The 26,840-nt window shown below is 60.7% G+C and carries 16 protein-coding genes and 1 pseudogene; 5 read left to right on the top strand and 12 right to left on the bottom strand.

The window, feature by feature from the left end; all coding sequences use genetic code 11:
• Positions 1-260: 260 nt before the first annotated feature.
• The 4 genes from AC0L4F_RS20680 to AC0L4F_RS20695 form a co-directional block, all read right to left on the bottom strand.
• Positions 261-2,651: an Rne/Rng family ribonuclease gene (locus AC0L4F_RS20680; protein ID WP_473446954.1), complete on the bottom strand. Its 2,391-nt coding sequence runs from the start codon at positions 2,649-2,651 to the stop codon at positions 261-263.
• 539 nt (positions 2,652-3,190) lie between these two features.
• On the bottom strand, positions 3,191-3,892 hold the full coding sequence (locus tag AC0L4F_RS20685; protein ID WP_244691268.1) for a DarT1-associated NADAR antitoxin family protein: 702 nt from the start codon (positions 3,890-3,892) through the stop codon (positions 3,191-3,193).
• A complete protein-coding gene (locus AC0L4F_RS20690) occupies positions 3,893-5,740 on the bottom strand; it encodes a DarT ssDNA thymidine ADP-ribosyltransferase family protein (protein ID WP_244691269.1) in 1,848 nt (615 codons plus the stop codon).
• Between the two features lie 182 nt (positions 5,741-5,922).
• A complete protein-coding gene (locus tag AC0L4F_RS20695) occupies positions 5,923-6,795 on the bottom strand; it encodes an NAD(P)-dependent oxidoreductase (protein ID WP_244691270.1) in 873 nt (290 codons plus the stop codon).
• Between the two features lie 105 nt (positions 6,796-6,900).
• Here AC0L4F_RS20695 and AC0L4F_RS20700 point away from each other — a divergent pair.
• Positions 6,901-9,384: pseudogene (locus tag AC0L4F_RS20700) on the top strand (penicillin acylase family protein).
• Here the strand turns inward: AC0L4F_RS20700 and AC0L4F_RS20705 are convergent.
• The 4 genes from AC0L4F_RS20705 to yajC all read right to left on the bottom strand — a co-directional run bounded on the left by AC0L4F_RS20705 (position 9,381) and on the right by yajC (position 13,124).
• Positions 9,381-10,136 (bottom strand): sulfite exporter TauE/SafE family protein, encoded by a 756-nt coding sequence (locus AC0L4F_RS20705; protein WP_244691271.1) that lies wholly within the window; start codon positions 10,134-10,136, stop codon positions 9,381-9,383. The pseudogene AC0L4F_RS20700 and the gene AC0L4F_RS20705 overlap by 4 nt on opposite strands.
• On the bottom strand, positions 10,129-11,100 hold the full coding sequence (gene secF, locus AC0L4F_RS20710; protein ID WP_244691272.1) for a protein translocase subunit SecF: 972 nt from the start codon (positions 11,098-11,100) through the stop codon (positions 10,129-10,131). Before secF ends, AC0L4F_RS20705 begins: the two co-directional genes overlap by 8 nt.
• A 4-nt stretch (positions 11,101-11,104) precedes the next feature.
• On the bottom strand, positions 11,105-12,766 hold the full coding sequence (secD, locus tag AC0L4F_RS20715) for a protein translocase subunit SecD (RefSeq protein ID WP_244691273.1): 1,662 nt from the start codon (positions 12,764-12,766) through the stop codon (positions 11,105-11,107).
• Between the two features lie 70 nt (positions 12,767-12,836).
• A complete protein-coding gene (yajC, locus tag AC0L4F_RS20720) occupies positions 12,837-13,124 on the bottom strand; it encodes a preprotein translocase subunit YajC (protein WP_244691274.1) in 288 nt (95 codons plus the stop codon).
• Between the two features lie 198 nt (positions 13,125-13,322).
• Here yajC and AC0L4F_RS20725 point away from each other — a divergent pair, with 198 nt between their 5' ends.
• Together AC0L4F_RS20725 and serS are read left to right on the top strand one after the other, a co-directional pair.
• A complete protein-coding gene (locus tag AC0L4F_RS20725; protein WP_244691275.1) occupies positions 13,323-15,296 on the top strand; it encodes a pentapeptide repeat-containing protein in 1,974 nt (657 codons plus the stop codon).
• A 75-nt stretch (positions 15,297-15,371) separates the two neighbouring features.
• Positions 15,372-16,664: a serine--tRNA ligase gene (gene serS / locus AC0L4F_RS20730; RefSeq protein ID WP_244691276.1), complete on the top strand. Its 1,293-nt coding sequence runs from the start codon at positions 15,372-15,374 to the stop codon at positions 16,662-16,664.
• Between the two features lie 144 nt (positions 16,665-16,808).
• Here the strand turns inward: serS and AC0L4F_RS20735 are convergent, their stop codons facing one another.
• The 4 genes from AC0L4F_RS20735 to AC0L4F_RS20750 all read right to left on the bottom strand — a co-directional run bounded on the left by AC0L4F_RS20735 (position 16,809) and on the right by AC0L4F_RS20750 (position 21,346).
• Positions 16,809-17,045 (bottom strand): EF-hand domain-containing protein, encoded by a 237-nt coding sequence (locus AC0L4F_RS20735; RefSeq protein WP_244691277.1) that lies wholly within the window; start codon positions 17,043-17,045, stop codon positions 16,809-16,811.
• A gap of 594 nt (positions 17,046-17,639) precedes the next feature.
• The gene (gene der, locus AC0L4F_RS20740) at positions 17,640-19,106 is read right to left on the bottom strand and encodes a ribosome biogenesis GTPase Der (protein ID WP_244691278.1); all 1,467 of its coding nucleotides are present in this window, start codon (positions 19,104-19,106) and stop codon (positions 17,640-17,642) included.
• Positions 19,107-19,147: 41 nt separating this feature from the next.
• Positions 19,148-20,470: a PQQ-like beta-propeller repeat protein gene (locus AC0L4F_RS20745; RefSeq protein WP_244691279.1), complete on the bottom strand. Its 1,323-nt coding sequence runs from the start codon at positions 20,468-20,470 to the stop codon at positions 19,148-19,150.
• A gap of 219 nt (positions 20,471-20,689) precedes the next feature.
• Positions 20,690-21,346, bottom strand: coding sequence for a hypothetical protein (locus tag AC0L4F_RS20750; RefSeq protein WP_244691280.1), 657 nt, complete (start codon positions 21,344-21,346; stop codon positions 20,690-20,692).
• A 300-nt stretch (positions 21,347-21,646) separates the two neighbouring features.
• Between AC0L4F_RS20750 and AC0L4F_RS20755 the strand changes: the two genes are divergently transcribed.
• Together AC0L4F_RS20755 and AC0L4F_RS20760 are read left to right on the top strand one after the other, a co-directional pair.
• The gene (locus tag AC0L4F_RS20755; RefSeq protein ID WP_244691281.1) at positions 21,647-22,978 is read left to right on the top strand and encodes an efflux RND transporter periplasmic adaptor subunit; all 1,332 of its coding nucleotides are present in this window, start codon (positions 21,647-21,649) and stop codon (positions 22,976-22,978) included.
• The gene (locus tag AC0L4F_RS20760) at positions 22,975-26,721 is read left to right on the top strand and encodes an efflux RND transporter permease subunit (protein ID WP_244691282.1); all 3,747 of its coding nucleotides are present in this window, start codon (positions 22,975-22,977) and stop codon (positions 26,719-26,721) included. Before AC0L4F_RS20755 ends, AC0L4F_RS20760 begins: the two co-directional genes overlap by 4 nt.
• Positions 26,722-26,840 lie beyond the last annotated feature (119 nt).

Below are 26,840 nucleotides of genomic sequence, written 5' to 3' on the forward strand. Positions count from 1 at the left end.
CCGCAGCTGCTGCGGGCGCTTCAGCGTCAACCTTGTCGTCAACCTTGTCGTCAGATTTGGCTTTTGACGATTTCCGGCGGCTGCTCGACGTGCTGCGGGTGCGCTTCGGCTTTGGCTTTTCTTCGGTGGCCTCCGGGGTCACATCCGCTGCATCCGTTGCGGCCACGACGGGCTCTGCCTTGTCGGTGTCGGAACCTGCGGGCGCGTCATCATCGTCATCATCGAACTCGCTGCTGCGGTCCTGATCCTGATCACCGTTTTCACCGGTCTTCGACTTGCGGCGACGCCGACGCCGACGGCGTTTCTTCGGCTTGGGTGTCTCTTCCTCGCCAGTGGTTTCGACCGCTTCGCTGACCTCGGTTTCGACCTCTGCCTCGTCCGGCACATCCTTCGACCGGATCGTCAACCATATCCATGATTGTGGTGTCGGCGGACACAACCGGCGCGGCGACCTCGGCCACCTTGCGTGTCGCGGTTTTCAACTTCTCGATGTTGAAATCCGGGCTGACCAACGTCGGGTCGCCCTCGACCCGCACGGCCACACCGTAACGCGCCTCGATCTGGGCGATATGTTCGCGCTTGGCGTTCATCAGATAGTTGGCAATGGACACCGGGCAACGCACCAGAAGCTCTTTGCAGCGGCGGCGTGTGCCCTCTTCCTCGATCTGGCGCAGCACTTGCAGGGCAAGGTTGTCGTCCGAACGGATCAAACCGGTGCCATGGCAATGCGGGCAAGGCGCGGTTGTCGCCTCGATCATGCCGGGGCGCAGACGCTGACGCGACATTTCCATCAGGCCAAAACCGGAAATCCGGCCAACCTGAATGCGCGCACGGTCGCTTTTCAGCTTGTCCTTGATGCGCTTTTCGACGGCGGTGTTGTTCTTGCGCTCGTCCATGTCGATGAAATCGATCACGATCAGACCGGCAAGGTCACGCAGACGCAGTTGGCGCGCCACCTCTTCGGCGGCCTCAAGGTTGGTCTTGAGCGCGGTTTCCTCGATCGAGCCTTCCTTGGTGGCCCGGCCAGAGTTGACGTCGATCGCCACCAGCGCCTCGGTCACGCCGATCACGATGTAGCCACCGGATTTCAGCTGGACCGTGGGATTGAACATCGCCCCCAGATAGCTTTCGACCTGATAGCGCGCGAACAACGGCAGAGATTCTGCGTAATGTTTCACGTTCTTGGCGTGGGACGGCATGATCATCTTCATGAAGTCCTTGGCGATGCGGTAGCCGCGTTCGCCTTCGACCAGAACCTCGTCTATGTCGCGGCTGTAGAGGTCGCGGATCGAGCGTTTGATCAGGTCGCCTTCTTCATAGATCTTCACCGGCACGATGGATTTCAGCGTCAGTTCGCGGATCTGCTCCCAAAGGCGTTGCAGGTATTCGTAATCGCGCTTGATCTCGGACTTGGTGCGCTTGGCGCCCGCGGTCCGGATGATCAGGCCCGCGCCCTGGGGCACGTCGATCTCGGCTGCGATTTCCTTGAGCTTCTTGCGATCGGGGGCGTTGGTGATTTTGCGGCTGATGCCACCGCCACGTGCGGTGTTGGGCATGAGGACGCAGTAACGACCGGCCAGCGACAGATATGTGGTCAGCGCAGCGCCTTTGTTGCCGCGTTCTTCCTTGACCACCTGCACAAGCAGGATCTGGCGAACTTTGACCACTTCCTGAATTTTATAGCGACGCGGGCGTGGTTTGCGCGGTGGGCGAATGTCGGCTTCGTCGTCTTCTTCGGCGACGGATTCGATATCGCTGTCTTTGGCGGCGGCGTCAGATTTATCTGTCGGCTCGTCGCTGTCATCCTCTGCGGCGTCATCCGCTTCGGTTTCGGCGCTGTCCTGCGCGGCATCTTCGTCTGCGACCGGGGCAGCCTCGGCCACAGGTGCGTCTGCGGCTTCGTCTGTGTCTGCTGCTTCGGCAGTGTCTGCAACCACCTCTGCGGCGGCTTCAACCGACGCAGGTTCCGGGGTTTCGCCGGTTTCTGCTGCGCCTTCATTCGGTGTCGCCTCGCCCGCGTCTGATGCGGTGGCGTCAACCGGATCGGCAGCAACGTCTTGCGCCGCAACCGTATCATCGCCCTGGGTCGCCTCAGCGACCGGAGCCTCGGAAACAGGGGTTTCTGCCACTGGCGTTTCGGCCACGGTCACCATGGGCGACAGACCTTCCAGCGTATCCTCGGGCCCATCCAGGTCGATGGTCTCCATGCCGGAAGCCTCAGCCGAGGTGTCAACCTTGACCTCGCGGCTTTCGACCGCATCCTTGCTGGTGGTTTTTGCCGCTTTCGACGTCGAAGACGACCGCCGCCGCTTCTTCGAGCGGGACGCCTCTGCCTCTTCGTCGCGCGCCTTCATTGCCTCGGCATAGGCGCGCTCTTCCTCCATCAGCGCCTGACGGTCGGCGACGGGGATTTGATAATAATCCGGGTGAATTTCCGAAAACGCCAGGAACCCGTGACGGTTTCCACCATAGTCGACAAAAGCCGCCTGCAGCGAGGGTTCGACCCGTGTTACCTTGGCGAGATAGATGTTGCCAGCAAGCTGGCGTTTGTTTTCGGATTCAAAGTCAAATTCCTCAACCTTGTTTCCGTCCACCACCACAACGCGGGTTTCTTCCGCGTGGGTGGCATCGATAAGCATTTTCTTGGCCATGTTACTTTCGTGCTTTCCGGCATCGACCGGTCCGCCGGGATTGACCCGGGCGGAGCAGCGGTTTGCAGGAAATATCCGATTAAGGCGGTGATTGGCGCGGTCAGAATAGCCATGGTTTCAGGGCCGTGAGCGGCGCCTGTTCCTGCCTTCTGTTGTCTCGCGCGTTGCATCGCGTTTCTTCTCCGACGGTTTGGCAAATTTGCCATCCGCCCATTTACGACCCGCCGCTTGCGCGGTTCGGGCTGGTCTTCTTGATCACCGCCACGTCATTGGCGCAGCCTGGCAATCAGATCGGTCTGCCTTGAAAGGGGTCGGACGTTCCTGCCCGCGCGACTTCAAAAACAGCGAAACTCTTTGGCCTTGTGATTTTCCAGGGCCTTCGATCAACATAAGGCTCCAATGACAGGAAATACAATGCTCAAATTTCAATATGTCACGACGACGGCGGTCAATTCGATGGTTTGTGGCCCAGATGTCGGGCGTTTTCACCAAAGGGGCCATCGGCGCGTTTTGTCGGCGGCACGCCCAAGGTCGGATAGCTAGAGATCAAAACTGGCCTGACGCGGTTGTGCGACCCGACCGCCATTTTGCATCAACGCCAGAAACCCGGCCTGATCCGACCACTCTGCCGCAGTGTGACCAACGCACGTCAGCGCGACATACAACGCCGCCGCCCGCGCCTGACAATTCAGGGATTTGGCTGGATTGAACTCGATATCGGTGAACCCGTCATAGGCGAGACAGGCCTCTGCCAGTGCCGGATTTTCCGCCAGGGTTGTGAGATACAACCAATCGTAAAACGCGGTCACCGGCGTCAGCGGCCAGTCGACACCGGCAAAATGAAAACCGTGCAATGGCCCCGAATTCCGCAGGCGCGGATCGCGTTTGGCCTCTAGCGGTCCCGCGCGAAAGAGATCGGTATATGGGCCGCCACCCCGAAACACCTTGCTGCCCTGAAACGCGCATTCCAGTGGTGCGGGCGCGCGCCCCACATCGCGACGCATCAGGTTAAAGGCGCTCAGCGCCACACCGCTGGCATCGGGCGATTTACTGGATATTTCCAGAAACCGCAGTGCGGCACCGTTTGTGGCACAATGGCGGGCCCCGGCATCATGCAGATCCTGGATCGACCGTTGCTTCTGCGCCAGAGAGAACCCAGCATGCCATTGAAATTCAACCGTTTCCACCCGAACCCAGCCTGCGGCGGTTGGGTCGGCCATAAAAATCGGACGTTGTGCCACCTAGCTGGCCCTCATCTTGGCAAAACTGCTGCCGCGTTTGGCAAAATAGCCCTGCCCCGCGCTATGCACCGCGCAGGGAATATCACCGATATCGCGGGGGAAATAGCCAAAATGCTTTGGATCGCGGGCGACAATCCGGGTGATGTGGCGCGGGTCGATCCGGTCAAAGACCAGAACCTCGGCCTGGACATCGGTTGGCGCGTCCAGACCCAACCCCTGGGCGCTGCGCGAGGCCAGCCCATCAATTTCATCAAACATGGATGTAAATGCTCGAAACTCGCGACGGCGCGCCAGCGGCATGTCCCGCACCCGATGGTCCGCCGCATTGCGGCAGCAAAAGGCACAGTCGTTTTGCCAAAGCACGGCGGGATCAAGCTCTAGCACCACAAAATCCCCACCGCTGGTCAGCTGGCTTTTGAACAGAAAGCGGTCATTGGGATGGCTGATCGACAGCGACACCGCGCCGGTTGCCTGATCCAGTCGCATTTGATCATTGATCAGCGGTGCCAAATCGAATGCCTGAAGCGCATCGCGCGACATCAGCCCGTTTTGCAGGATCGACGGCAGGTTCTCGATCCGGGTGAAATGCACCAGCCGCGTGATGCCGCGTGCCGCGACCTCTTTTTGCAGGGCATTGGCCCGCGCGGTTTCGGCGGAAATCCGCGTGATGGCACTGTCCGGTTGCAATCCTGCGGGCAGAATTGCGGGTGCGGTCGCTGTATCCCGGCCCGGTTCGGTGGCGCGTTGATTTTGGGGCGGGACCATCCGCGCAAGGATCGCGGCATAGCCGAATTCATGCATTACATTGTGAAAAATCCCCGGCAGGCCGGGTTCATTTGCCAATGTGTCATGTACCTCGCGCAGATCCGCGTCCAATTCGCCAAGGATGCGGTCAAATTCCTGCTGCTCTCCGGCGTGGGCGTCAGGTGCCGGCACGGGGCGGGCATCCTGCCAGATATGGGCCGGATCGGTTGGGGTTTGCGCACGCGACACATCGGCCAGAATACGGTCGAAATCCGCCCGGCTGCCCTGACCGTCTGCATCCATTTGCCGCTGCATCTCCAGCGCCCAAACCGCATGTCGGTGCAGCGCAGTCACAATTTTGCGCACCTCTTCGTCATAGGCCCAGAGATCCGTCAGGATTTCCGGCCGCAGGGCTTGGGGCTTTGGCGGCTCTGATTGCGCGGTGACGAGGCGCGGCGCCTGCACTGGCGCTTCGGCGGCAGGCAGCGGTTGGCGGGTTTCACCGTTGGGCAATGGGCGGTTGGGCTGGAGGCCATTGGATTTCGCACTGTCGGGAATTGGACTGTCAGGCTTTGCACTGGCGGGCTTTGCACTGCGGCGCTTGGTCAATGCGCCAAGGGCACGCCCGGTTTTATACAGCAACCCTTTTTCGGATTTCGGTTTGCGCGCCGGTTGTACCTTGGGCTGTGGGCCGGTGTCCGCCGGGTTTGCGCCCTGCTGCGCGTTGGCCTGCTTCTGTTTTTCCAATTCCTTCTGCGCCAGTTCGATCTGGCTCAGATGATTTTTCAACTTCGCGTTCTGGGCCTTTTGTTTTTTTGCACTGGCCGCAAGGAACTTTGCCTTCTCACGTTTGTTCATCCCAACCGGGGCACGCGGGTCGCCCGGCGCGCCGACGCGGGCCTTTTCCGTATCAGCCCCACGGTCAAGAATCGCATGTGTGGTCCAGACCACCGCCAATTGCAGGACAATCAGCCAAGGCGTGAACAGGTTGACCACGGTCAATGCGCTCCAGATCATGCAAAAGATCATCAATGCATTGCGCCCGAAACAGCGCGCGATCACCAAGGTGATAACGATAAAGCCTTGGTAATATAGAATAGCCATTTGAAGTCCGCAGTTCCGTTTAAAATATTACCCCAGCGTTAAGCATGAAATATGTTGAAACTTTGGCATGTGGCGATGGAATTCCCGCGCCATGCCGCCGGCAAGAGGTCAATCTGTTGAAAAATCGGCCGCTCACATCCTTGTGACCGGCCGATCAAAGATAATGTAGCCCGGGAAAATGGTTACCCGGCGTTGTTCAGCCGCTTGATCAGGCTGGAGGTGTCCCAACGCCCGCCGCCGGCCTTTTGCACATCTTTATAGAATTGATCGACCAGCGCCGTGACCGGCAGGCTGGCGCCAACCTCATCGGCGGTGGCAAGGCAGATCGCCAGATCCTTGCGCATCCAATCGACGGCAAAGCCATGTTCAAACGCATCGTCCAGCATGGTTTCATAGCGGTTGACCATCTGCCAGGAACCAGCCGCGCCGCCGCCGATCACATCGACCACCGCGCGCCCGTCCAAACCGGCCTTTTGCGCGAAATGCAGCCCCTCGCTCAGCCCCTGCACCAATCCGGCAATACAGATCTGATTGACCATCTTCGTCAGCTGGCCTGCGCCGCTTTCGCCCAAGCGGCTGCATCGTTTGGCATAGGCGTCGATCATTGCTGCCGCACGATCATAGGCCGGTTGATCACCGCCGCACATCACCACCAATTGCCCGTTTTCCGCACCGGCCTGACCGCCCGACACCGGGGCATCGACGAAATCAATGCCCTTGTCCCTGGCCACGGCATAGAGTTCCGCTGTGACCGCCGCCGACACGGTGGTGTGGTCGACAAATGTGCTGCCCGCTGCCATCCCGGCAAAGGCCCCATCCTCGCCCAGACAGACCGAACGCAGGTCGTCGTCATTGCCAACGCAGGACATGACAAACTCTGCGCCCTTGGCCGCCTCTGCCGGGGTCGGCGCAAATCCGCCACCAAATTCCGCCACCCATTTTTCCGCCTTTGCCGCAGTGCGGTTATAAACCGTCACCTCATGGCCTGCGCGGGCCAGATAACCCGCCATTGGGTAGCCCATGACACCCAATCCCAAAAATGCCAGCTTCGCCATGTCGCACCCTCCTGCTTTTGTCTTGCATATGTTTCGTTTAAGGGGTTCTCACCCGTTGGCCGGGATTACACAACCCGTTGGCAAAAGAGGCAAGGCAAACCACGCATGGCAAGTGTTTTCAAATGGCTGTTCCGGTTGGCGACCACCCTGGTGATTTTGGTGACGCTGGCGGTGGTTGTGGTGTACTATCTCGCGTCCCGGTCTTTGCCGGACTACGACAAGACGGTGAGCGTGCGCGGCACGGCGGGCGCGGTCGAGATTGTGCGCAATAACGCCAATGTCCCGCATATCTTTGCCGACACCGACCCGGATGTGTTCTTTGGCCTTGGTTATGCCCATGCCCAGGACCGGCTGTGGCAAATGGTTGTGTTGCGCCGCACCGCCCAGGGGCGGCTGTCCGAGGTGTTTGGCCGCAGGACGCTCAACACCGATACGCTGTTGCGGCGGCTGGATCTTTATCCTTTGGCGGTGAAATCGCTGGCGGCACAGGACGCGCGCACATTGACGGCGTTGCAATCCTATTCTGCCGGGGTGAATGCCCGTCTGGCGGAGGTGAATGAAAATGCGCTGGGCCGGGGCGCGCCGGAATTCTTTGTCTTCAACGCACCGATTGCGCCCTGGCAGCCTGCGGATTCGATTGCATTGGTAAAACTTCTGGCGGTGCAATTGTCCGGCCATCTGCCCGAAGAAGTTCTGCGCGCCCGCACATCGCTTTTGGTGCGTGACGAGGCGCGGTTGGCCGACATCCTGCCCGACGCCCCCGGAACCGGTGTGGCCGCATTGCCGGAATATGCCAGCCTGGTGCCGGAAATCACCCAAAGCGCACCGCGCTACGCCCAAAGCAACACCCCCACCCCATCGCGTGATCTGCTATCGCCATTTGCGCCACGCGGTCTGGCCGGGGCATCGAACGCCTGGGCGGCGGCGCCCAATCGCTCGGCCAGTGGGGGGACGTTGTTGGCAAATGACCCGCATCTGGGGTTCAGCGCACCGTCAATCTGGTATCTCGCCCGCATGGATCTGGCCAGCGGCGGCGTCATCGGTGGCACCATTCCCGGCGTGCCGCTGGTTCTGGCGGGCAAAAGCCCGAACATCGGTTGGGGCATCACCTCGTCCTATCTGGATGATCAGGACCTGTTCATCGAACAGCTGAACCCCGACAACCCCCAGCAATACCGGACCCCCGGCGGGTTCAAGGATTTCGAAACCCGCCGCTCTATCGTGCAGATCAAGGACGAAGCGCCGGTCACCCTGACCCTGCGCTGGACCGACAATGGCCCCGTGCTGCCGGGATCGCATTACAACCTCGGCGAAGTCACCCCGGCCTGGCCATGTGGCCGCGCTTAGCTGGACCGCGCTGGCCGACCGGGACACTACCCTGTCTGCGGGTGTGGCGCTGATGTATGCCCAGACACTGGAAGATGCGCGCGCCGCGGGCGAAGCCTATGTCGCCCCAAGCCAGATGCTGACCCTGGCCGACAGCGATGGCATTGCGATGCAATTGATTGGCCATATGCCGCGCCGGTCGGAACGCCATGAAAGCAAGGGGCGGATGCCCACCCGTGGCTGGATCGTCGACAACCGTTGGCAGGGCGTTCTGCCCTACGAAGACAACCCCTCGTTCCTGCGGCCAGAGGGGGGCATCGTCGGCAACACCAACAACAAGATGATCGACCGCCCCTTCCCCGAACATGTGTCCTATAGCTGGGGCGACAGCCAGCGTATCCAACGCTGGCAACGGCTGATGCAGGGCCGCGAGGTACATACCCGCGACAGTTTCACCGAGGCACAGCTGGACACCGTCAGCATCACCGCCCGGTCGCTGTTGCCCTTGATCGGGGCGGACCTTTGGTTCACCGGCGAGGCCGCGCCAGAGGGCACCATCGCCCGCCAACGCGAAACCGCTTTGGCCCTGCTGGCCAATTGGACCGGCGAGATGAACGAACATCTGCCAGAGCCGCTGATCTATGCCGCATGGCTGCGCGCCTTGCAGGATCGGTTGATCCGCGACGACATTGGCCCGCTGGCCGACGAATTCGACCATGTCGAGCCGCTGTTCATCGAACGGGTGTACCGCGATGTCGACGGTGCCAGCGCCTGGTGCGACATTCTGCAATCCTCGCCCACGGAAACCTGTGTCGATATTGCCCGGCTTGCGCTCGAAGACGCGATCGTCTGGCTGGAAGAGAATTTTGGCCGCGATCTTTCGGCGCTGCGCTGGGGCGACGCGCATCAGGCGACACATGACCACCCGGTCCTCGGCGAAGTGCCGGTGCTGCGCTATTTCGTCAACATCCGCCAATCCACATCCGGCGGCGATCATACCTTGCTGCGCGGGCGGACCTCGGGGCGCGGGCCAAACCCCTATCAGAACGTGCATGGCGCGGCGATCGCGGGGTTTATGACTTTGCCGACCCGGATTCATCGGTCTTTGTGACATCGACCGGCCAATCGGGACATTTCCTGTCGCGCCATTATGACGATCTGGGAAGCCTCTGGCGGCGCGGGGAATACATCCCGATGTCCCTGGACGAAGAGCTGGCCCGGGCGGCGGCAACCGGCATTACCCGGCTGGTGCCAAGGCCCTAGGCATCAAACAGCGGCACACCGCTGATCACAGCCAGGGCAATCGCGCCATAAGCCAGCCAGCGATAGGCGTTTTCGTGTTTGGGATCGAAGATATGTTGGCCAATCAACGTGGTGATCAGATAAGGCACGCCGAGGATCATCACGACACCGATCATCACCGGATTGGACAGCCCCTTTAGCAGCAGGTTGACCACAATCAATGCATCCAACAGCGCGAGGTAAAGGATCGTGTTGGCCCGCACCACCGATGCGCTCTTGACCCCGGCGAGATAGAACAAGATCACCACCGGCCCGGACAAGCCGGTCATCCCGCCCATCAAACCAGCCGCTAACCCGATCCCCCCCAATCCAACACGCCCCACCGCACCACGGTAGCGCCAGCCAGTGATCAAGGCGGCCAAGGTGACAGCGGCCACCACGGTCACCCCCCAGCGGATGCTTTCGCCCGGCAGGATCTGCATCAGGTAAATGCCGATGGGCACGGTCACAACACCGCAAACCGCCATCAATCCGACCTCTGCCTTGTCGGCCTTGGCCCAGGCGCGCGGCAACAGGGCAGCGGTCGAAATGATCCCGGTCAGGGTGATGATCAGGACCACATCCGCCGCCGGCAGGAACTGCCCGGCGACCGGTACAAAAATCAACGCTGTGCCAAAACCGGTAAAGCCGCGGACAATGCCCGCGGCCGTGATTGTAAAGACCATCCACCACAGCCCCGGCACCGCCAGCGCCGCGACAAGAAAGTCAGGCATCTATGTTGCCGAACTGATTGCCGGTGGTGTCGTTGTTGGTCTTGCTCCAATCGCGCTTGACCCCCAACAGAAGCAACACGGTCGAGGCCACAAAGATCGAGGAATAGGTGCCGACGACGACACCCCAGATCATGGCAAAGACAAAGCCCCGGATCACATCCCCGCCCAGCACAAACAGGGCAATCAACGCCAGAAGCGTGGTGACCGAGGTCATGAATGTCCGGCTGAGCGTTTCGTTGATCGACACGTTCAGCACTTCGCGCAGCGGCTTCTTCTTGAATTTCATCAGGTTCTCGCGCACGCGGTCGAACACCACCACCGTATCGTTCAATGAATAGCCCACGATGGTCAGCAGCGCCGCAATGATCGCGAGGTCAAATCTGATCTGAAGCTCGGAAAACACCCCGATGGTCAGGATCACGTCATGGACCAGGGCAACAACCGCGCCCAGGGCAAATTGCCATTCGAACCGCAACCAGATGTAGATCAGAACCGCCCCGATCGCCAGCACCACGGCAATCGCCGCCGTCTGGATCAGTTCGCCGGAAACCTTGGGACCAACCGATTCCACCGACACGAACTTGATATCCGGGGCGACGGTTTTCAGCGCCGCCTCAACCTCGGCGATCAATTCGGCGGTGACGCTTTCCTGACCGTCCTGGGCCTGAATACGCACCATGGCGACATTCTGATCGGCGTCGAAAGACGGATCAAAAACCTCAGAGATCACGACATCGCCAAGGCCCAGTGCCGCCAGCGCATCCCGATACGTCCCGACATCCACCGCTTCGGTGCTTTCGGTGCGGATCGTGGTGCCGCCGCGAAAGTCGATGCCATAGTTCAGCCCACGCAGCATGAATGACCCAAAGGCCATGACAATCAGGATCACGGAAATCCCCAGCCACAGCTTGGGGCGGGAAAAGAAATCCCAATTGGTATTCTCGGGAACAAGTCTCAGACGCATGTGCCTATACCTCGATTGTCTTGGGACGGCGGCGTTCAAACCACATCACGATGATCAACCGCGTCACAAAGATCGCGGTGAACACCGACGTCAGAATGCCCAGACCCAGCGTGATGGCAAAGCCCCGCACCGGCCCCGATCCCATGACAAACAGGATCACAGCAGTGATGAAAGTGGTGATATTGGCGTCGATAATGGCAGAGAGCGCCTTTTCATACCCCAACTCGATCGCCCGGGCAGGCCCGCGCGCGGTCTTCAACTCTTCGCGAATACGTTCAAAGATCAGCACATTGGCGTCCACCGCCATACCCACCGTCAACACGATACCGGCAATACCGGGAAGTGTCAGCGTCGCGCCAATCAGGCTGAGAAGGCCAAAAATCAGCCCAATGTTGATGATCAATGCGATATTGGCAAAGATCCCGAACAGACCATAGCTGAGCGCCATGAACACCAGCACCGCCGTAAAGGCCACGATGGTCGCGATCTTGCCGGCCTCAATGCTGTCGGCCCCAAGTTCCGGGCCGATGGTGCGCTCTTCCAGGAAATCCAGCCCCGCAGGCAAGGCACCGGCGCGCAGCAACACCGCAAGATTGGTCAATTCCTCGACCGAGAAATTGCCGGTGATGATGCCCGAACCGCCGGGAATGTGGCTCTGGATGACCGGGGCGCTGATCACCTCGGCGTCGAGCACGATGGCAAAGGGGTTGCCGATGTTTTCCGCAGTATAGTCGCCGAATTTGCGCGCGCCCGAAGGGTTGAACCGGAAGTTCACCGCAGGACGGCCGTTCTGGTCAAACGCGGGCTGGGCATCGGTGAGTTCCTCACCGGTCACAACCGGGTTTTCCTCCAGGATATAGAACACGCCGCTTTCATCAAGCGATGGCAGGATCTCGTTGCCGATCCCCGGCTCTGCGGTGGCATCGCTGGTGCGGCTGACCACCGGCTGAAACGTCAGCTGGGCGGTGGTGCCAATGATGTCTTTCAATTCCTGGGCCGAGCCGAGGCCCGGCACCTGAATCAGGATACGGTCGCTGCCCTGACGCTGGATTGTCGGCTCACGTGTGCCGACCTCGTCAATCCGGCGACGGATGATTTCCAAACTCTGCTGCACGGTCCGTTCGTCGGTGGCAAGACGTTCGGCATCCGACAGGGTCATGATCAGCACATCGCCTTCGCCACGTGCCACCAGATCCATCTCGCCCGCGGCGGTGATCGACACCACCGGCTGGGCCAGCGCACGCACGGCGGTCAAAGCCGCGGCCATGCCATCGGGGTTGGAAATCTTGACATGCAATTCATCACCAACCGAGGGCTGGCGGCGGATTGTGCCGATCTCATCGCGCAAGGGGCGCAGGGTATCGCGCACCTCGGGCCAGAGCGACGTGATCCGGCTTTCATAGACATCGGCGACCCGAACCTCGGCCAGCAGATGCGCCCCGCCCCGCAAATCAAGCCCCAGATTGACCAAGGCCGATGGCAGGAACGAGGGCCACCCCGCCGCCGCATCAGCCAGTTCCGGGGTTTCCCCCTGAACCTCGATCGCGGCAACGGCGTCATTGGCGGTTTCTACGCGGGAATAAAACCCGTTCGGCATGGCCAGCAACAGCCCCACCGCACAGAGTGTCCAGATGAACACCCGTTTCCAGAGATCAATCTGCAGCATGCGCCGCTCCTCGGACTGGGACTTGACAGGAACTCAACAGAAGCGGGGCCGTGGCCCTCAATCCCCTTGATCAGGAATTTGCAGGCTCGGTCTTGTTCAGAACCTGCGCGATGGTGGATTGCACCACACGCACCTTGACGCCTTCGGACAGCTCGACTTCGATCTCGTTGTCTTCCTTGACTTTCACGACCTTGCCGATCAATCCGCCCTGGGTCACAACCTGGTCGCCACGACGCAGCGCCTTGACCATATTGGTATGCGCTTTCATCTTCTTTTGCTGCGGACGGATCAGCAGGAAATACATGATCGCGAAGATCAGGATCAGGGGTACGAATTGCGCGATTGCACTGCCATCCATTGAAGGCTTCCTTTCAAGGTTGCTTTGCGAAGGGAACCCCCCGCCGAATTTTGCCGGAACCTATGCGCGGCACCGCCGGTTTGCAAGGCGCGCCGGGGGCTATTCCACGCGGCACCGGATATATTCCCTATGGGAAAGTGGGGCGGGCTTGCCTAGGGTGATGCGGCAGAGCGTCAGTATTTTGAAAGAGGCGTCATTTTGGAAAGCTATTTGTTCATCGTGACCCACCCGCTTTTGTGGGGTTTTCTGGGTCTGACACTGGTCTTTTACCTCATTCAATCTCTCGTCGCGCGCCAACCCGACGACGACAGGAAAAAACGCCCCTACCTGGACACAATCAAGAACCCCGCCCTGCGCGCTTTGGCGCTCTTTGCGCTGGTTTTGTCGCCGGTTTGGGTATTGTTGTTGCTTGCCGTGCTCTGGTCGCTTCTCGGCATTGTGGTCACACTGCCCGCCTTCGAAGCCTCCAAGGACACAGAATTGCGCTGGCATGTTCTTGCCATGGTCGGCCTGATCACCGCATTCGGCGGCATTATCGGCGCGCCTTTGGCGCTGATCCGGGTGTTCACCACCGAACGCCAGACCAAGACCAGCGAAGAGGGGCTGATTACCGACCGCATCAACAAAGCGGTCGAAGGCTTGGGATCAGAGAAGGTTTCGAACCGAATTGGACGGCCGGTGACGATCTATACCGGCGAGAAAAGTGGTGTGACCGTCATCGGCAAGAAACGGGCCGATATTGAAGTCCCTGAACTCAGTCTGGCTGGAAAAGAATATTGGCAAGACCACCTGGATGATGAAACCGGGGAAATTTCGGCGGAACGCCATGTCTCGGTCTCAACATGGTCAGAGGCGCGCACCGAAATCGAATGGCAAGGCCACGCTCTCACGATTGCGGAGGGAGAGGCCATCGGGGAAGAAGGAAAATGGCAGGTCTTTACCGAAACCCTGCCCAACCTCGAAGTCCGCATCGGCGCGATCTATGCGTTGGAGCGCATCGCCAAGGACAGCGGCAGCGACCATGTGCAAATCATGGAAATCCTCTGCGCCTATATCCGTCACAACGCCCCAGCGTCAGAGGCCATGCCATGGCCGGAACTGAAGATGAAGGAAGGCGAGGACGAGGGCCCGCTCGAAGACGATTGGCAAGAGCGCATGAATGCCTTCAACAAAGCGCAAGAGGAGGCGAAGAAATCCCTGACGATCCGAGAGGATATTCAAGTGGCGCTGACCGTGATTGGCCGCCGCAGTGCCCAACAGCGGGGATTGGAGGCGAAAGCCAACGACAATGACACCGGCTTTGTCTTTGACATCCCCTGCCCCGAACCGAATCTGCCAGACGACGATTATGACGTGGCTGCGCTTGAAGCCTATTCCGTGAAGCTCCGTGCATGGCTGAAACAGCTTCGTGCGTATCGGGGTTACCGGCTCGACCTGCGCAAATGCAATCTGCGTGGTGCTGATCTGTCCGGTCTCCAGCTGAACGGTGCCCGATTAGACGAATCTGAACTCCAAGGCCCGGGCTTAGCAGAGGCGCAGTTACAGGGGGCAGATCTCAAGGCGGCGCGGTTGCAGGGAGCAATGCTCTTATTCGCGAGGTTGCAGGGGGCAAACCTTATGAACGCGCGATTGCAAACGGCGGACCTTAGGAGAACACGGTTGCAAGGAGCAAAACTCACGGAGGCCCTATTGCAAGGAGCGGACCTTGTGGAAGCACGGATGCAGGGGGCGAACCTCTTGCGAACCCAGTTGCAGGGCGCGCATCTGACTTGGGCGAAATTGCACGGGGCGGATCTCGCGTCGGCGCAATTGCAAAAGGCCAGCCCAATAAACGCTAAATTGCAGGGGGCGAACCTCTGGGAGACGAAATTACAAGGCGCAAATCTCGAGGCGAGCCGACTGCAAGGGGCGTATCTCATGCGGGTTCGGGTCGACGCTTCAACATCTCTGAAGACCGCTGAACTTCGAGGTGCGGCCATAAAAATTGTCGATTGTACCAATTACCCACAACTCGTCAAAAGCGCCGACCAGATGTTTGGCGATGGCGACGTCACGTTGCCCGGCGATCACTGGCCTGCACACTGGCCGCGCGAACGCCTCAACTTCACAGAATTTCACCAAGCCTGGCACGACTGGCGGGCCATCCTGCCCAATGCGCCGCAGGACGATTGACACCACCCTACCCAACACCCGCGACATGTTGCATAACGCCCGCGCGACTCAGATCCAAAACCAGAGGACATGGATATGCATGACATCCGCGCCATCCGCGAAAACCCGGCCGCTTTTGATGCGGCGCTTTCTCGTCGTGGGATCGAAAATGCATCTTCGTCCCTGTTGGAACTCGACGAGGCCCGCCGCGCCGCAATTCATGCCGCGGAAACCGCCCAATCCGATCAAAAGGCCGCCGCCAAAGAGGTCGGTGCCGCCAAGGCCAAGGGCGACGAGGCGGAATTCGAACGCCTGCGCGCATTGGTTGGCGAGAAGAAGGCCGAAGTGGCCGACATGCAGACCCGCGCCAAGGAGCTGGATCAACAGCTGACCGATGCGCTGATGTCGATCCCCAACCTGCCCTATGACGACACCCCCGAAGGCGCGGACGAGGCCGACAATGTCGAAATCCGCCGCTGGGGCACGCCGAAATCTTTCGATTTCAAACCGAAAGAGCACTATGAACTGGCCGGTGTGGTGGACGGGATGGACTTTGAAACCGCTGCCAAACTCTCGGGCAGCCGTTTTGTCGTGCTGTCGGGCGCCGTGGCGCGCATCCACCGCGCGCTGGCGCAATTCATGCTCGACACCCACACCGAAGAAAACGGCCTGACCGAGACCTGGACCCCGGTTCTGGTCAAGGAAGAGATGATGCTGGGCACCGGGCAATTGCCCAAATTCGGCGAGGACAGCTATCAGACCACCAATGGCTGGTGGTTGATCCCCACGGCCGAGGTGACGCTGACCAATATCGTGAACGGGCTGACGGTGGCCGAAAGCTATCTGCCCCGCCGCTATGTCGCGCATTCGCAATGTTTCCGGTCCGAAGCGGGCAGCGCCGGTCGCGATACCGCCGGCATGTTGCGCCAGCACCAGTTTGAAAAGGTCGAGATGGTCTCAGTCACCCACCCGGACAAAAGCCGGGAAGAGCTGGACCGGATGACCGACTGCGCCCAGGGCATTCTGGAGCGGCTTGGCCTGCCCTATCGCACCGTGGTGCTTTGCACCGGCGACATGGGGTTCGGCGCACGCCGCACCCATGATATCGAGGTCTGGTTGCCCGGTCAGGACAGCTATCGCGAGATTTCTTCGGTTTCGGTCTGCGGCGATTTTCAGGCGCGCCGGATGAATGCCCGCATGAAACCCAGCGATGGCGGCAAGCCGGAATTCCTGCATACGCTGAACGGTTCGGGGCTTGCGATTGGTCGGGCGTTGATTGCGGTGTTGGAAAATGGCCAACAAGCAGACGGGTCCGTCACCCTGCCAGAGGTGCTGCACCCCTATCTGCGCGGCAAAACGCATCTGACGGCGCAGGGTGTCCTGGCCTGACACCACCGTCGGGCGGTAAAAATTTGGGGCGACGCCATGGTGAGGCATGGCGTCGCCCCTTCGGTTTCAATGGCAGTGCATCACGTTACGCCGCAGTGTGCGCAGCCGCGACAGACACGGATCGCCAGAAAACCGATTGGCACGTTATTCCGCCAACAAGCCGGCCGCCTGGGCCGCTGTCAGCTCATCTGCGCTGACTTCGCCGTTCTGATCCACGTCGATTTCGGCGAAACCTTCGACGGTCAGGTCGGGATAGGCCGCGACCAGTTCTTCCATCGAATATCCGCCGCTTTGGTCGGTATCTTCCACCATGGTCTGAGCCAGAGCCGAGCTTGCTGCGAAACCGATAAGGGCTGCGAAGGTAATGGCTTTGGATGTCATGGAGTGTCTCCTTTTCGTGTTACAGATTGACGGTTTTCATCGCCGTCGAAAGGAACATGTCCGCTTGAGGAGAGGCCCGCAACCCCATGAAATCGACCAAAAAAGGTAAGTGACGTGACTGGCGGCGTTGCGCCGACCCCCGGCAGGAACCAGCCGAAATCCTGTGCCGGATTTCGCCGATGCGCTGCAGGGAGAGGTGGCAAAGGCAGGTCTTTGCCAAGGGTTTCGGCGCCGAATTGCGCAGCCAAGCGCCGATCTGTGGCTGGCATGGAAATGCGCGGATACCGGCTCGTGAAAACTGGCGGGTCGTTTCGCGGAATCAATGAAGACTTAAAAGGGTCGATTGAGCGGCCAAGCGTTTCGCGCGAGGCTTTCGCGCAGGTGCGAGGGGGCAGCGGGCCGGGAACAGCAGGCTCCGGGGGGCGCAAGCCCCTGGAGCGCAGGAATGCTGGAGGGCCAGCGCCCAGACCACAATTAAGCCGAGGGGCCAGCCGCCCAGACCGCAGTAAGGATGGGGGGCCAGCCCCCCAGACCCCCCGGGATATTTTTGGTCAGATGAAGGGGCAGAAGCGCCCCATGCCACCGCCGCGGCCATTACTTGTCGTCGGCGCGGCCCTTGCCGAGGTGTTTGCGCAGGCGCGATGGGGTCGACTTCTTCTTGCCCTTATAGGGGTTCTTGTCGCCCTGCCCGCGCAATGTCATTCGGATCGGCGTGCCGGGCATGTCGAAATCATCGCGCAGCCCATTGACCAAATACCGTGTGTAGCTGTCCGGCATCTTGTCGGGGTGCGAGCACATCACCACAAATCCCGGCGGGCGGGTTTTGACCTGGGTCATGTAGCGCAGTTTGATACGTTTGCCCTGAGGCGCCGGTGGCGGGTGCGCCGCGACCATCCCATCCAGCCAGCGGTTCAGCGCGGCGGTTGGAATGCGGCGGTTCCAGACCTCATGCGCGCGCATGATGGCGTCATGCAGCCGGTCCAGCCCTTTGCCCGTCTTGGCAGAGACCGTCACCAGCGGCGCACCACGCAGCTGTGGCAGCAATCTGGTGAAGGATTCCTTCAGGTCGCGCAGCTTCTCTTGTTTGGCCTCTTCGATGTCCCATTTGTTGACAGCGACAACCACGGCACGACCTTCGCGTTCTGCCAGGTCGGCAATCCGCAGATCCTGTTGTTCGAACGGGATGGCGGCATCCAACAGAACAACGACCACTTCGGCAAATTTCACCGCACGCAGGCCGTCGGACACCGACAGTTTTTCCAGCTTTTCCTGCACGCGCGCCTTTTTGCGCATGCCGGCGGTATCGAAGATTCGGCAGGGCGTGCCGTGCCAATCAATGCTGAGAGAGATGGCATCGCGGGTGATCCCGGCCTCAGGGCCGGTCAACAAGCGATCCTCGCCCAGGATCTGATTGATCAGGGTCGACTTGCCTGCATTGGGCCGCCCGACGACCGCCACCTGCAACGGTTTGGCGTTGGTCGGGGCGCGGTATTCCAGTTCCTCGTCATCGTCATCGGACAGCGCAACATCGGTTTCCGGCGCATCCGCCTCGGCGGTTTTTGCCAGCGCATCGGCCAAGGGTTGCAAGATCGCATAGAGGTCGGTCATGCCTTCGCCATGTTCGGCAGACAGGCGCACCGGTTCCCCAAGGCCAAGCCCCCAGGCTTCGATCACGCCGGCGTCGGCAGCACTGCCCTCGCCCTTGTTTGCCGCAAGAATCACATGTTTCGCCCGTTTGCGCAGGATTTCAGCGAACATTTCGTCGATCGGCGTCACCCCGGTGCGGGCATCAATCATGAACAGACAAATGTCGGCCATATCGACCGCGCGTTCGGTCAGACGCCGCATGCGGCCCTGAAGGCTGTCGTCGGTCGCATCCTCAAGCCCGGCGGTGTCAATCACGGTAAACCGCAGATCGGCGAGCCGCGCCGCGCCTTCGCGCAGATCACGTGTCACCCCCGGCTGGTCATCGACCAGCGCAAGACGTTTGCCCACAAGGCGGTTGAACAACGTGGATTTGCCGACATTGGGGCGGCCCACGACGGCGAGAGTGAAAGACATGGCTTATAAAGCTCCGGAAGGCATCAAGCGCCCCCGATACATCAGCCGCCGTACGCCTGCAACTGGCCCTTTTTGGTCACGATGTACATGACACCGTTCACCACCACCGGATTTGTGGTCGCGCCACCGGGAATTTCGGCGGTTTTCAGCAGCTGACCGTCGTTGGGATCATAGGCCCGCAGAAGGCCATCGCCCCCCGCCACATACAGCCCGCCGCCGGCCAGGATCGGACCATAGTTGCCAAAGATCCGGTCCCGTTTGCGCGGACGCTGGGATGTATAGCCCGGCAGTTCGGCTGACCAGACCTCGGCCCCGTCGGACACATTGACACGCTTCAGATCATTTCGGTCCGACACAAAGAACACGCCCCCCCCAGTGACCCACACCGGTTGCACCGCTGCGTCCCGCGCGGTCCACTTGCGGCTGCCGCTGCCGGTGTTCAAGGCCACCAGACGGCCGGTATGGTTGGCCACATAGACCGTGTCGCCAACCACCACCGGATCGCCGGTGATATCGCTGACGCGGTTGATGGCGAATCCATTGCGCTGTCCGGCAATGGTTGCATTCCAGAGGCTGAGCCCGCCTTTGCGGAACGCGCCTTGTACATCGCCGGAGCCATAGCCGAAGATCACGAATTTGTCGGTCAGTGCCGGGGCCGGACCGCCATGCACATTGTTGATGTCTTCCAGACCTTCCAGCTGCCAGCGGATGCGACCGGTGTCAGCCTCGATCGCCCAGGCGGTGCGATCGCCGGCCACCAGATAGACCAGCCCATCCGCATAACTTGGCGATGCCGTGCCGCTGGCTTGCAGCTTCTGGCTCCAGATTTCGGCACCGGAGGCCAGATCGAGCGCGGTGATGCTGCCATAGCCGGAGGTGACATAAAGCCGCCCGCCGCCAATCGCCAATCCGCCGCCAGACCCCTGCCCGCCGCCATCACGCGCCGGGGCCAGATCGCGGGTCCAGAGCGTCGCGCCACCGGTCGAGGTTGCGGTGACCAAAGCATCGCTGTCGAGCGTATAGATGCGGCCATCGGCAACCACGGGATCTGCGGTAATGCGGAATTTGCGGCTGTCGCCCTGGCCGATATTGGCGGACCACAGCGGGGTCAACGCCGTGCCAAAGGCCGGGTGGTTGGTGCGGGTCGCAGGCGTGCCATGACCCTGAAGCCAGGTGGCGTTGCGGGTCGCGGCCGCCAACGACAGGCTGTCGGCGGTTGTCGCGGCCTCGGCGGCCAAAGAGGCCTCGTCGGGGCGGATGGCTTCGCGCTTGCCCGGTAGAATGATTTCCCGCCGGCTTTCACAGGCCGCAAAGACCGATACCGCCGCGAGGCCCAAGATAATCCTGATCGTTGCCGTTCTCACCTGGTTCGCCCCCACATCTTCATGCGCATGCCTTCATGCCGGTACATTCATGCCTGTGTCGCCATGAACGCGTCGTCACGTCGTGTTATCATTTCACCGATGCAAAGGTCACACCGGAATTCGCGGTCCGCCCGGGCATCTTGCTATTTACGCAATTTGCCGCTGGGCGATCTTGCCAACCGACCAGACCGATCCGGCCCGAAATCGGTTCGAAATGTCTCAGGCGGCGTCAATCTCGCCACCCAGGGCGACAATCACCTGAGAGACGCGCTGGCGCAAGCCTGCGGTCACTTCGGAATCCACCAGGATGGCCTGAAATTTGGCAATCGCGCCCTCGGTGTCACCGGTTTCGACCGCGATCAGCGCCAATTGCTCTTCTGCCAGAAGCCGGATCGGACTGCCTGCCCGGGCCAGCGCCTCAAACCCGCTGCGCCGTTCGGCGGCGTCCAGGGTGTCGGACTGCGCCATCAGAAGCTTGAAGCCGGCAATATCGCGGTAAATCTGCGCCACATCGCCATTGGCGGTGATTTCACTCAGGGTTGCCACGGCATCGTCGGTCTGGTCATTCAACCCTTCTTCGGCGGCGGTCAAAAGCCCCAGAAGTGCCGCACCACCGGCGCTGTCGGGGTTCACCGCATTCAGGGCCGAAATCCGTTCGGTGCGGTCCTCGATTTCCATCGCGGCCAGGATCGAATCGCCCAGCGACTGTGCCGCTGCACGGTCCTGCGCATTGGAATATTCCCGCCAGGCCGCCCCACCGACGATCAACAGGACCGCCAGCACACCAATCCAGCCGTAGCGCCGCAATGCCAGGAAAAGCCGGTCGCGCCGGACCTCTTCGCTCACCTCTTCGATAAAACTGTCGGTCTCGCTCAACTCACTGCCTCACTGATCGGGCACCCCACAAGGGGCTGCATTGGTCCGCCCCTCTTAACCCGGCCCGCGACAAGTGCCAAGAGCCAGGCACCGGGCCAGATGGCGAAGCCACGCCGGGACTGCGTGAAATTGTTGCCAAATTCACCCGCAACTTGCGCTGCACCGCGGAAAAGTCTAATCTGAACTGGTCAGTTCAGACAAAAATACCTATATACCCCGCGTGATGTGCCAGGCGCGTTCCTCCGGCCGAAGATTTCCGTCGGCTGCCTGGTATGATTTTATGAGAAAAGAAGGCATCTTATGCGACTTATTCCGGTTCTGACGGCAATTGCCGTTTCGGCGTTTCTGGTTTTCGCGGTTTTGCAACGCGAGGCGCTCTTGGAATTTGCCCGCAACAGCCATTTCGGCCAGATGTTTGGCACATCCGACGACACGGTAGATCCAGAAGAAACAACGGCAGAGGCCGAAACGGTCGAAGCCCCCGCCGAAACAGACACGCAACCCAGCGGCATTCGCGTTGTGGCGCGCCATTCAACCGCCCAGGTTGTCGACAGCGCCGTGATCCTGCGTGGCCAGACCGAGGCCGCCCGTCAGGTCGATGTCAAAGCGGAAATCAGCGGATTGGTGGTCTCTGACCCGCTGCGCAAGGGGGCTTTTGTCGAACAGGGCCAGCTGCTGTGTGAACTGGAGCCGGGCACCCGTGGCGCCACATTGGACGAGGCCCGCGCGCGGCTGGACGAAGCCCAAGCCCGCGTGCCCGGGATCGAGGCCGGCGTGCCCGAAGCCGAAGCCAGATTGCAGGAGGCCGCCGCCCGTCTGGAGGAAGCCCAGATCAATGAACGCGCCGCCAAGGCGCTGAAAGAAGACGGATTTGCCTCGGAAACCCGCGTGGCATCAACCGCCGCCTCGGTGCGCAGCGCCGAGGCCAATGTTTCCAGCGCACGGGCCGCGCTGGAGACCGCCAAATCGGGGCTGCAAAGCGCACAGGCGGCGATCCGTTCGGCTGAGGCCGGTGTTGCCTCGGCACGGAAAGAAATTGAACGTTTGAAGATCAAGGCACCTTTTGCCGGTCTGCTGGAATCCGATGCTGCTGAACTGGGCGCATTGATGCAGCCCGGCGCGCTCTGCGCTACGATCATTCAACTCGACCCAATCAAAATGGTGGCTTATGTCCCCGAAACCGAGGTCGCGCGCGTAAAATTGAACGCCGACGCCGGGGCCCGCCTGTCGGAAGGCAGCAATGTGGCGGGCAAGGTCACCTTCCTGTCCCGTTCGGCCGATCCGACAACCCGCACCTTCCGGGTGGAAATCACCGTCGCCAACAGCGATCTGGCGATCCGCGATGGTCAGACCGCCGAAATCGCCATTTCTGCCGCCGGGGTCTCTGCGCATCTCTTGCCGCAATCGACCCTGACGTTGAATGACGATGGCGAATTGGGCGTGCGGTCGGTGACCGCCGAAAATCTGGTGGCCTTCTTGCCGGTCACCCTGTTGCGGGACACCCGCGAAGGGGTTTGGGTGGCTGGCCTGCCAGAGCGGCTCGACATTATTACCCTTGGTCAGGAATACGTCGAAGATGGGGTCAAGGTCATTCCGACCTACAAAGATGCCAGCCTGGAGGTAAGTCAATGACGGGAATGGTCGACTGGGCCGCATCACGCGCCCGAATGGTCATGGCCTTTATTGCCCTCTCGCTTCTGGCGGGGGGCATTGCCTATGTGGGGCTGCCAAAAGAGGGTGAACCAGACATCGAAATCCCGGCGCTGTTCATTTCGGTGCCTTTCGCCGGGATCAGCGCGACAGATTCCGAAACGCTTCTGGTCAAGCCGATGGAAACCGAATTGTCCGATCTGGACGGGTTGAAAACCCTGTCCGGCACCGCCGCCGAAGGCTATGCCGGTGTCGCGCTGGAGTTTGAATTCGGCTGGGACAAGACCAAGGTCATGGCCGATGTCCGCGATGCGATGAAATCTGCCGAGGCCAGTTTTCCCGATGGTGCCGAGCAATACACCATCAACGAAATCAACTTTTCCGAATTCCCGATTGTCATCGTCAACCTGACCGGCGCGGTGCCCGAACGCACCATGGCGCGCGTGGCCAAGGATTTGCAGGACCGGGTAGAAGGCATTGATGCGGTGCTGGAGGCCGGGATCGCCGGCAACCGCGACGAAATGCTGGAAGTGCTGATCGACCCGCTGCGGCTCGAAGCCTATAATGTGACTGCGGGCGAGCTGATTTCCGTGGTGCAGAACAACAACCAATTGATTGCGGCCGGCGAAGTCGAAACCGCCCAGGGCACATTCGCGGTCAAGATCCCGTCGTCATTTGATGAACCCCAGGACATCTACAACCTGCCGGTCAAAACCAATGGCGACCGGGTGGTGACATTGGGCGATCTGGCCCGCATCCAGCTGACATTCGAAGACCGGGTTGGCACCGCGCGCTTCAACGGCGAAGAAACCGTGGCGTTGCAGGTGGTCAAACGCAAGGGTTTCAACCTGATCGACACGGCAACCGAAGTCAAAGAAGTGGTCGCCGAAGCAAGAAAAGACTGGCCGCCAGAGCTGAAAGCTGCGGTCGAAGTCGGCACATCGAACGACCAAAGCCGCGTTGTGGCCTCGATGGTCAGCCAGCTTGAAGGCTCGGTTCTGACGGCGATTGCCCTGGTGATGATCGTGGTGTTGGCGGCCCTCGGGACGCGGCCCGCCCTTCTGGTGGGTTTCGCCATTCCGACCTCTTTCCTGCTGTGCTTTGTGCTGTTGGGGCTGATGGGGATCACCATTTCCAACATCGTGATGTTCGGCCTGATCCTGGCCGTTGGCATGCTGGTGGATGGCGCGATTGTGGTTGTTGAATATGCCGACAAGCGGATCAAGGACGGCTCTGGCCCGATGCATGCCTATGTCGAGGCCGCCAAGCGCATGTTCTGGCCGATTGTCAGCTCTACCGCGACAACGCTCTGTGCCTTCTTGCCAATGTTGTTCTGGCCCGGTGTGCCGGGTCAATTCATGGGCATGTTGCCGGTCACATTGATCTTTGTTCTGTCGGCGTCGCTGATCGTGGCGTTGATCTATCTGCCGGTGATGGGCGGTGTGACGGGCCGTATGAGCCGCTTGTTCGGGCGGTGTTCCGAATGGTTGGAAAACCGGTTCCCCTGGATCATCCGCGCGCTTTTGGTGCCGGTCTCGCTTCTGGTGATTTTCGTGGGCGCGATGCAGCTGCTGAACCCGAACTACCTGTTCGACAACGCCGCGCCGGGCCTTTTTGCCATCGTGCCGGGGGCAATGATTTTCCTTGCCGGGGCTTTCATGGCTTCGGTCACCTTGGGCGCGGTTGAATTTCACTGGAAACGCAAACGCGTGCGTGCGGGGCGTCGCCGCACCCTGTTTGGCTGGGTGATCAAACTGATCGCCGGAAATCCGATCATGCCGCTGGTGACCGCCGCAACGGTGATTGCCTTTGTCATGGCGGTGTTCGGCTATTTTGGCGAAAACAGCAAAGGCGTCGAATTCTTTGTCGAAAGCGAACCGGAACAGGGCATCGTCTATGTGCTGGCACGCGGCAACCTTTCGCTGGAAGAAAAAGACGCCCTGGTGCGTCAGGCCGAGGACATCGTGCTGGCCCATCCCGGCATCGACAACGCCTTTGCCTTTGCGGGCAACGGCGGGTTGAATTCGAATACCGGCGGGGCACAGCCCCCCAAGGACACGGTCGGCCAGGTTCAGTTCGAAACCATCCCATGGGAAGACCGCATGGATCGGCCTGATCTGGACGGCAATGTCGTGCTCGAGGAATTGCAGGCGGAATTGGAACAGATCCCCGGCGTGCGGATCGAAATTCTGGCCCAGGCCATGGGCCCCGCCAGCGCCAAGCCGGTGCATTTGCGCCTGAAAGGGGACAACTGGCAGGAGCTGATTGCCGCGACCGAAGCCGTGCACACCCAGTTTCAGAACACCGCTGGCCTGCATCTGATCGAAGATACCCTGCCCCTGCCCGGCATCGACTGGCAGATTGATGTCGATGTCGAAAAAGCCGGACGTTTCGGCGCAGATGTCGCCACCGTGGGCGCGATGGTGCAATTGGTGACACGCGGTATCCTGCTCGACACCATGCGGGTCGACAGTTCCGATGAGGAAATCGAAATCCGCGTCCGCCTGCCGGAACAGGACCGGGTCTTGTCCACGCTGGACACGCTCAAGGTGCGCACCGCAGACGGGCTTGTCCCGCTGTCGAATTTCGTCACCCGAAAACCGGTGGCGAAATTGGCCGAAATCTCGCGGGTTGACCAGAAACGCTATTTCGATGTCAAGGCAGCGGTGCGCCCCGGCATCACCACATTTGTCAGCGGCGACGGCGACACAGCCAAACTGCTGGCCTATGGCCGTGAAGCCACCGAAGGCGATGCAAAACCGGGTGCGACACTGACCATTGGCGCAACCAACTATGTGGTGGATACCTTTGAACCCGGTGAGGACCGCGCCAGCCTGGAGGCCGCGCTAAGCGCCGAAGACCTGCGCGCCGTTCCAATGACCGCAAACGAACGGATCGCGGCGCTCAACACCTGGTTGGAAACCTCGCCCCTGGGCGTCGGGATTTCCACGGAATGGACCGGCGATCAGGAAGATCAGGAAGAATCGCAACAATTTCTGATGACCGCCTTTGCCGGGGCGCTGGGGTTGATGTTCATCATCCTGCTGGCGCAGTTCAACAGCGTCTATAACTCGATTCTGGTTCTCCTGGCGGTGGTTCTGTCCACCACCGGCGTCCTGATCGGCATGTTGGTGATGGATCAGACCTTTTCGATCATCATGACCGGCACCGGCATCGTCGCCTTGGCCGGGATTGTGGTGAACAACAATATCGTGCTGATCGACACCTATATGGAATATTCCACATACATGCCCCGGATCGAGGCGATTGTGCGCACCGCCGAAGACCGGATTCGCCCGGTGCTTCTGACCACGATCACCACCATGGCCGGGCTTGCGCCGATGATGGTGGGTCTTAGCCTGGATTTCTGGAACGGCGGCTATTCCATCGACAGCCCCACCGCGCTCTGGTGGAAACAACTGGCGACTGCGGTGGTCTTTGGTCTTGGCGTGGCGACGGTGCTGACGCTAGTGTTCACCCCGGCGATGCTGGCGATGCGGGTCTGGTTCTGGACCTATGTGTTCTGGTTCGCGCGGTTGCTGGCACGTCTGGGTCAAGGCCGGTCAAGCCGGGCGGCGCGCGATTGGGCGCTGTCGCGCAAGGCGCGCCGGGTGCGCAACCCAGAGATCATCTGGGAAGATGCCCCGACCCCACCGACATCGACGACCACAGCGGTTTTCGTCGATCCGGCCCAGCCCGAATTGCCACTGCGCGCCGCAGAGTAGACAAATCCATAATGCGGGGCGTCCTGTCCCTGTGTGGGGCGCCCTGTCCGGGGCGGCCTGCGCCCCGCACCATACGATCGCAGGGCATGATCCCCTGTCGGGACGTGGCATTGATCGCC

The sequence above is a fragment of the Marinovum sp. J2-8 genome (genome assembly GCF_055808435.1).

Excerpts from the sequence above, each read along its gene's own strand:
- AC0L4F_RS20690 (WP_244691269.1), bottom strand. The coding sequence starts at position 5,740 with ATGGCTATTCTATATTACCAAGGCTTTATCGTTATCACCTTGGTGATC.
- serS (WP_244691276.1), top strand. The coding sequence starts at position 15,372 with ATGCATGACATCCGCGCCATCCGCGAAAACCCGGCCGCTTTTGATGCG.
- secD (WP_244691273.1), bottom strand. The coding sequence starts at position 12,766 with ATGCTGCAGATTGATCTCTGGAAACGGGTGTTCATCTGGACACTCTGT.
- AC0L4F_RS20695 (WP_244691270.1), bottom strand. The coding sequence starts at position 6,795 with ATGGCGAAGCTGGCATTTTTGGGATTGGGTGTCATGGGCTACCCAATG.
- AC0L4F_RS20680 (WP_473446954.1), bottom strand. The coding sequence starts at position 2,651 with ATGGCCAAGAAAATGCTTATCGATGCCACCCACGCGGAAGAAACCCGC.
- yajC (WP_244691274.1), bottom strand. The coding sequence starts at position 13,124 with ATGGATGGCAGTGCAATCGCGCAATTCGTACCCCTGATCCTGATCTTC.
- der (WP_244691278.1), bottom strand. The coding sequence starts at position 19,106 with ATGTCTTTCACTCTCGCCGTCGTGGGCCGCCCCAATGTCGGCAAATCC.
- AC0L4F_RS20760 (WP_244691282.1), top strand. The coding sequence starts at position 22,975 with ATGACGGGAATGGTCGACTGGGCCGCATCACGCGCCCGAATGGTCATG.
- secF (WP_244691272.1), bottom strand. The coding sequence starts at position 11,100 with ATGCGTCTGAGACTTGTTCCCGAGAATACCAATTGGGATTTCTTTTCC.
- AC0L4F_RS20755 (WP_244691281.1), top strand. The coding sequence starts at position 21,647 with ATGCGACTTATTCCGGTTCTGACGGCAATTGCCGTTTCGGCGTTTCTG.
- AC0L4F_RS20705 (WP_244691271.1), bottom strand. The coding sequence starts at position 10,136 with ATGCCTGACTTTCTTGTCGCGGCGCTGGCGGTGCCGGGGCTGTGGTGG.
- AC0L4F_RS20735 (WP_244691277.1), bottom strand. The coding sequence starts at position 17,045 with ATGACATCCAAAGCCATTACCTTCGCAGCCCTTATCGGTTTCGCAGCA.